Genomic DNA, 5,933 nt, shown 5'->3' with positions numbered 1-5,933 from the left:
ACTTACTTTAATAAAAAGAATTGCTGGTTCTAAATGTATTTCTATATTCTGTTCAATTTTCAAAGACCATTTTATCTCGTCGCCCTCAAGCGACTATTAAATCTTATCACTTATGAAGAATTATGTCAACATCTTTTTTAATATTTTAATCTGTTTAATAAAATATTAGTTTTTCTAATAAAGATGTACTTCATCTGCGACAAAAAATATGTTACCATGATAAAATAATATTGTCAACATTTTTTATAAAAAAATATATCAAATATTTTTTTATTTCATATAATTATAATTAATACTAATGTTAAGGAATTAATACATGAATAATATAATAAATAAAAATAAATATTTGATAAAAAATACAATAAATTTATTTATTAAAAACTTATTTTCATATTCAAATTTTAATCATTATATATCAAATTCTAATTTAATATACCTTATTAATTTAAAAATAAAATATTTCACTTTATATAATAAAAAAGGTACAATACCTTGTTTTAATTCCTATTACAAAATTAATTATGATTGTATAACTTTTATGGAAAATGATTTTTCATTAGTTCAATTTTCTATAAACTCCATATTAAATAATAAAACTAATAATTTTATTAGCAATTCTATATATATTGTTCTACTAAAAAAACAATTTAACACTTGGTTTATAGAATACTTTTCTGCAATTGATTATCTCAACGATGTAATTAATTATACAAATGAAAATAATTTGATTTCTAACTATAACGAATTAATTCAAAATCAAATTATACACTATGAGCTTTTATTATTAAATTTTAATACAATAGATATAATAAAATCTAAATCCAAGGAAGTTTATAATCCTTCAAGAAATTTAACCTATAACAAGAATCAAGCTATACATTATGCTGAAAAATATGCTTTGAATTACAACTCTAAATATAAAAGTTTTGATGAAAATGGTGGAGATTGTACAAATTTTGTTTCTCAAGTTATTAACTATGGTGGTATTAAAACTACCTCTACATGGAAACCATATACAAATCCTTGGTTAAGAGTATTAGAGCTTCGTGATTATTTAATATACAATAAGCTTGCTTATGAAACTTATACATTAACGGAAAATTCTATAGGTTCTATAATTCAATTTTTTAGTCCAACAAGAAAAACTTGGTCCCATTCTGGAATAATAACTTACAAACTAGAAGAAACATATCTTTATTGTTGCCATTCTTCTGATAAATTAAACTATCCATTAGCATATGTATATCCAGTTATATATCCTAAAATAAGAATAATAACTCCATATTAAAGAAGCTAACAATTAATGCTAGCTTCTTATGCTTGTCTATTATTATTTTCTCTGCTTTTTTCGCCAAACAATTTTTCCTTTATGATGTTAAAAAACATTTTCTTTTTTCTTTTCTCTATTTCTTTGTTTTTGTTATTTTCTTCTATCATTAAGGCTATATCCATTATAGGTTTAAGTTGATTTATTGTATCTTCATATCCTAATTTCATTCTTCTTATTGAATTATCCTTAGTAAAATCTAACGCACCATCTATAAAGCCCTCTTCCATTTCACTTGGGGTTATTTCTATTATCTTTGAATTTGGATATAAAGCTCTATTAACCTTAAAATTAAGTTCTAACGGAACTACTATTATGATATCGCAATCTTCACCATACACAGGCTGTATTGGTACATTATCAGTCATTCCTCCATCTAAATAGTTTTTCCCTTCTATATGTTCACTCTCATATATCATAGGTAATGCAGAAGTCGCTAAAAGTATTTTCTTTATATCCTCATTACTATAATTATTTATTTTAAAATATTTAGGCTCAAGCTTTGGGATTTCACTGCAAGCTGCATAGCATGTCTTATTATTATTTCTTATTTTATCAAAATCTAAATATTTATCTATAATCTCTATAAGTCCATCTCTTGCAATATCTCCTCCATTTATAGCTTTTGGAATATATTTTTTTATTAAATTTAAATTTTTAGAACCAATAGCTAAAAGTAAGCTCTTTGCCAATAAATCCTTATGATCTGTTGGAAATATTTTTTCAATATCTATATTTAACCACACTTCTTCTGCTAATTCTAAGTTTCCTTGACTAAAAAGCATAGCATTTAGTCCACCAATTGATGTTCCTGATATAGAGTTTATATATTTATCTATATCTAGTTTTCTAAGCGCCTTCCATACGCCTATTTGATATGCACCTCTAGCTCCTCCACCAGCTAAAACTAATCCTATTTTCATTTATAACACCTCCCAAGCTTATAGTATATTTTATACATTTTTATATTATTAGTTAAATTAAAAGGGTCTTTCTTTCACTTTAAGAAAAACCCTGAAGTCTTAAATATATAATTTTATATAATTTATTTTTTTACTTTTAGTTCATCTAAAATAATAAGTGCTGTATCTTCTATAGCTCTTTTTGTAATATCTATTGTCTTGCATCCAATTCTTCTTATTATCTTATCTGCAAAATCAAATTCCTCTAATATTCTAGCATCTCCTGCATATTCTATATCTGATGATATCCTATGAAACTTATCTAATCTCCTTTTTCTTATTTCAATTAGTTGAAGTGGATCTATCACTAATCCAAAAATTTTCTTCTTATCTATTTCATATAATTCTTTTGGAACTCCAACTTCTGGAACTAAAGGGATATTTATAGCTTTTATACCTTTGTTAGCTAAATACATACATAAAGGCGTTTTTGAAGTTCTTGAAAGTCCTATTAAAACTACATCAGCATTTTTTAGTCCTCTATAATCTTTACTATCATCATATTGCATAGCAAATTCCATAGCTTCAATTCTCTTAAAATAATTTTCATCTGTTTCCCACATAGCTCCTGGATTATTATCTGGAAGTCTATCTAATTTGCAAGATGCAACATTTAATATTGGTCCTAAAATATTAATTACTGAAATATTATTTTCAAGACCTTTTTGCGTTAACCCTTCTCTTACTTGAACAGTTATTATAGTTGACACGATAATTGCTTCTCCACTACATTCTTTAACTCTTTTAATTACATCATCTATATCTTCAAGACTTTTTACATATGGAATTCTTTCAACAACAACATCTTTTGAAAATTGACTAGCAGCTGCACGTGCCACTTGATTTGCAGTTTCTCCAATAGAATCTGACACAGCAAATATTGTTAACATTTCAAGACCAACTCCTCTCATAATAGCATAAATTTCACGATTTTCTTTATATTTATATTATTACATATTTTTTTTGTTTTTCTCAATAGTGGATTTGAATATTATATGATAAACTTAAACTTATAGGATATTATTTACAAACTTTATAAGGAGGTTTAAATGAATACTAGGAAAATATTAGCAATAGGTATACTTCCATTAATGTGGTTTATCTATATATTATTTGAATTTTTTACTGGAAGAATAAATAATCTAATTACTGTTGTAGGAAACATTTTTTTAATTATACTATTTGCAATAATCGGATATCTTTTTTATAAATTTGCTTCAAAAAAGTCTGAAGGTTTATCTACAAAATCAATGTGGGCTATATTTTTAGTTCTTATGTTATTTGACCAAGGTATTAAGATTATCATTAAACTATTTTTCTTCAATTCCTATATAAATATCATTGACGGTTTTTTATCTTTTAATCCATTAATTAATACTAATGGTTCATGGTTAAATGCTAGATTCGGTACATCTGTTAGTTTTTCAGTTTTAATAAGTCTTAATGTTATAGCATTGATATTATTTTTTGAATTATATAGATATTATAGAAGTAAGGGAAATAAAGATATTTTTGCTGATCTATCATTAATATTTATTAATGCAGGAGCTTTATGTTCTTTGATAGATAAAGTATTCTATGGTGGAAGCTTAGACTTTATTGGTATAAGTACTCTTTTTGTAGCTGATTTTAAAGATATATATATTAATTTAGGTATTTTATTTTTAATTATATGCCTATATAATAATAATTTCTTTTCTAATGACGAAGATACAAGTTTAAAAGATGATATCAATAGCTTAAAAAGATTCTTATCTTTTGCATTTTATGATATAAAATCCCTTATATTTAAAGATAAAGAATAAATATAACAGATATGCTTGTTGATTTTTATTTTAATTATTGAATTTATAAATACGAAAAATAACTTATTAAGCAAAAAAGCTGCATCAAATTTTGATGCAGCTTAATCTTTACTAAAATAAAAAAAAGATTATGCTTACATAATCTTTTTGAATATATAATGCTAAGCAAGTTCCTATTAGAGAATTACATTAAGTAATTCTTGGTGGCTCACCCGGGAATCGAACCCGGGACACCATGATTAAAAGTCATGTGCTCTACCGACTGAGCTAGTGAACCAAGTTACCTGGCAACGTCCTACTCTTCCACACAGTCACCCATGCAGTACCATCGGCGCTATAGAGCTTAACTTTCCTGTTCGAAATGGGAAGGAGTGTTTCCTCTATGCCATCATCACCAGATTTGCTTTGCCGTTTCGCCTAAATTAGCGGCTCAACAATTACTTATTATATAGACCTAACAAGCATTTGTCAACAACTTTCATCAAATTTTTTATAAAAAAAATTAGCTATATGCTCTAATATAAGTTATATCAATGCATACAGCTACTTTTTTTGTTAAATATTTTTTTAATAACCTAGTTTTTTTATATATGTTTTTATAATTTCAACTGAATTTTTAAATTTTTCTCTTTCTTCATCAGTCATATCAATCTCAATTATTTCCTTTACACCATCTGAATTTAATATTGCTGGAACTCCTGCAAAAACATCATTCATACCATATTCTCCCTCTAAAAGAGTTGAAACAGGAATTATTTTATTTTCATCATTTAAAATTGCCTTTATTATTGCAACAGTTGCTGTTGCAATTGCATAATAAGTGGTTCCTTTTCTCTTATACACTTCCCATCCTGCCCTTGCAGTATCTTCAACTAATTTATCAAGATTTACATTTGAATACTTATCTTTATTATCTTCTATAATCTTTTCAAAGGATTTTCCACCTACTCTTACATGAGACCATGGAACCATTTGTGAATCTCCATGTTCACCCATTGAATATCCTTGCACAGATCTAGGATCAATATCTAAAATCTCTCCTATAAAGTTTTTTAATCTTGCAGTATCAATTGATGTTCCTGTACTTAGTACATGACTTTTTGGAAGTCCTGATAATCTATATACATGATATGCTATTACATCCGCTGGATTTGATACTATCAAAAAGTGTCCTCTAAATCCTGATTCCATAATTGGAGCGACTATTGACTCAACTATCTTTGCACTTAAATCTAAAGTATCTAATCTTGTTTGACCTGCCTTAGGTGGTGCTCCTGCTGTAATAACAACAATATCTACATCCTCACATTCATCATAAGATGCAACTCTAACCTTTGTGTTTCTATTTAAATATTCTATTGAATGATTCAAATCCATTGCTTCACCCAAAGCTCTTTCTTTATTAATATCTATCATTAGAATCTCATCACAAACTCCTTGCGTTACTAAGCTAAATGCAGTACTTGATCCAACTAATCCTGTTCCAACTATAGCTACCTTTGTATTTTTTCTTCCCATACTTTTCCCTCGTTTCTTTTATAATTTATCTTTATTTTTAATTTATTCCAATAATTTAATATTGTCCAGTAAAATTTTTTATATAACAAAAAAAGATCTAGAATTTTCTAGATCTTTAAATATGGTGCGCCATCAGGGATTCGAACCCTGGACACCCTGATTAAGAGTCAGGTGCTCTACCAACTGAGCTAATGGCACATATATTACCTGGCAACGTCCTACTCTCCCACACGGTCACCCATGCAGTACCATCGGCGCTATAGAGCTTAACTTTCCTGTTCGGAATGGGAAGGAGTGTTTCCTCTATGCCATCATCACCAG

The 5,933-nt window shown here is 27.2% G+C and carries 5 protein-coding genes, 2 tRNA genes and 2 rRNA genes; 2 read left to right on the top strand and 7 right to left on the bottom strand.

Going from position 1 to position 5,933, the window contains the following annotated elements; all coding sequences use genetic code 11:
- The first annotated feature begins 538 nt into the window (after nucleotides 1-538).
- On the top strand, nucleotides 539-1,288 hold the full coding sequence (locus tag J2Z53_RS12725) for an amidase domain-containing protein (protein ID WP_209797828.1): 750 nt from the start codon (nucleotides 539-541) through the stop codon (nucleotides 1,286-1,288).
- A 26-nt stretch (nucleotides 1,289-1,314) separates the two neighbouring features.
- Here the strand turns inward: J2Z53_RS12725 and J2Z53_RS12720 are convergent, their stop codons facing one another.
- Together J2Z53_RS12720 and J2Z53_RS12715 are read right to left on the bottom strand one after the other, a co-directional pair.
- Nucleotides 1,315-2,250: a patatin-like phospholipase family protein gene (locus tag J2Z53_RS12720; protein WP_209797827.1), complete on the bottom strand. Its 936-nt coding sequence runs from the start codon at nucleotides 2,248-2,250 to the stop codon at nucleotides 1,315-1,317.
- Nucleotides 2,251-2,372: 122 nt separating this feature from the next.
- Nucleotides 2,373-3,179 (bottom strand): pyruvate, water dikinase regulatory protein, encoded by an 807-nt coding sequence (locus J2Z53_RS12715; RefSeq protein WP_209797829.1) that lies wholly within the window; start codon nucleotides 3,177-3,179, stop codon nucleotides 2,373-2,375.
- A 159-nt stretch (nucleotides 3,180-3,338) separates the two neighbouring features.
- On the opposite strand from J2Z53_RS12715, the gene J2Z53_RS12710 reads away from it, so the two are divergent.
- Nucleotides 3,339-4,094 carry a signal peptidase II gene (locus J2Z53_RS12710; protein WP_209797826.1) on the top strand — a complete coding sequence of 252 codons (756 nt, stop codon included), beginning with the start codon at nucleotides 3,339-3,341 and terminating at the stop codon, nucleotides 4,092-4,094.
- A 201-nt stretch (nucleotides 4,095-4,295) separates the two neighbouring features.
- On the opposite strand, the gene J2Z53_RS12705 is transcribed toward J2Z53_RS12710, so the two are convergent.
- From J2Z53_RS12705 to rrf (J2Z53_RS12685), 5 genes are all read right to left on the bottom strand, one after another.
- Nucleotides 4,296-4,371: transfer RNA gene (locus J2Z53_RS12705), tRNA-Lys, on the bottom strand.
- Between the two features lie 5 nt (nucleotides 4,372-4,376).
- Nucleotides 4,377-4,493, bottom strand: a 5S ribosomal RNA gene (gene rrf, locus J2Z53_RS12700).
- A 168-nt stretch (nucleotides 4,494-4,661) separates the two neighbouring features.
- Complete coding sequence (locus tag J2Z53_RS12695; RefSeq protein ID WP_209797825.1) at nucleotides 4,662-5,612, bottom strand: L-lactate dehydrogenase; 951 nt, start codon at nucleotides 5,610-5,612, stop codon at nucleotides 4,662-4,664.
- A 122-nt stretch (nucleotides 5,613-5,734) separates the two neighbouring features.
- Nucleotides 5,735-5,810 (bottom strand) — tRNA-Lys (locus J2Z53_RS12690).
- Nucleotides 5,811-5,817: 7 nt separating this feature from the next.
- Nucleotides 5,818-5,933, bottom strand: a 5S ribosomal RNA gene (rrf, locus tag J2Z53_RS12685).

The sequence above is a fragment of the Clostridium moniliforme genome (assembly GCF_017873235.1).
Lineage (GTDB): Bacteria > Bacillota > Clostridia > Clostridiales > Clostridiaceae > Clostridium > Clostridium moniliforme.
Note: the sequence above shows the minus strand (reverse complement) of the source record. Positions and strands in the feature narration are given on the sequence as shown.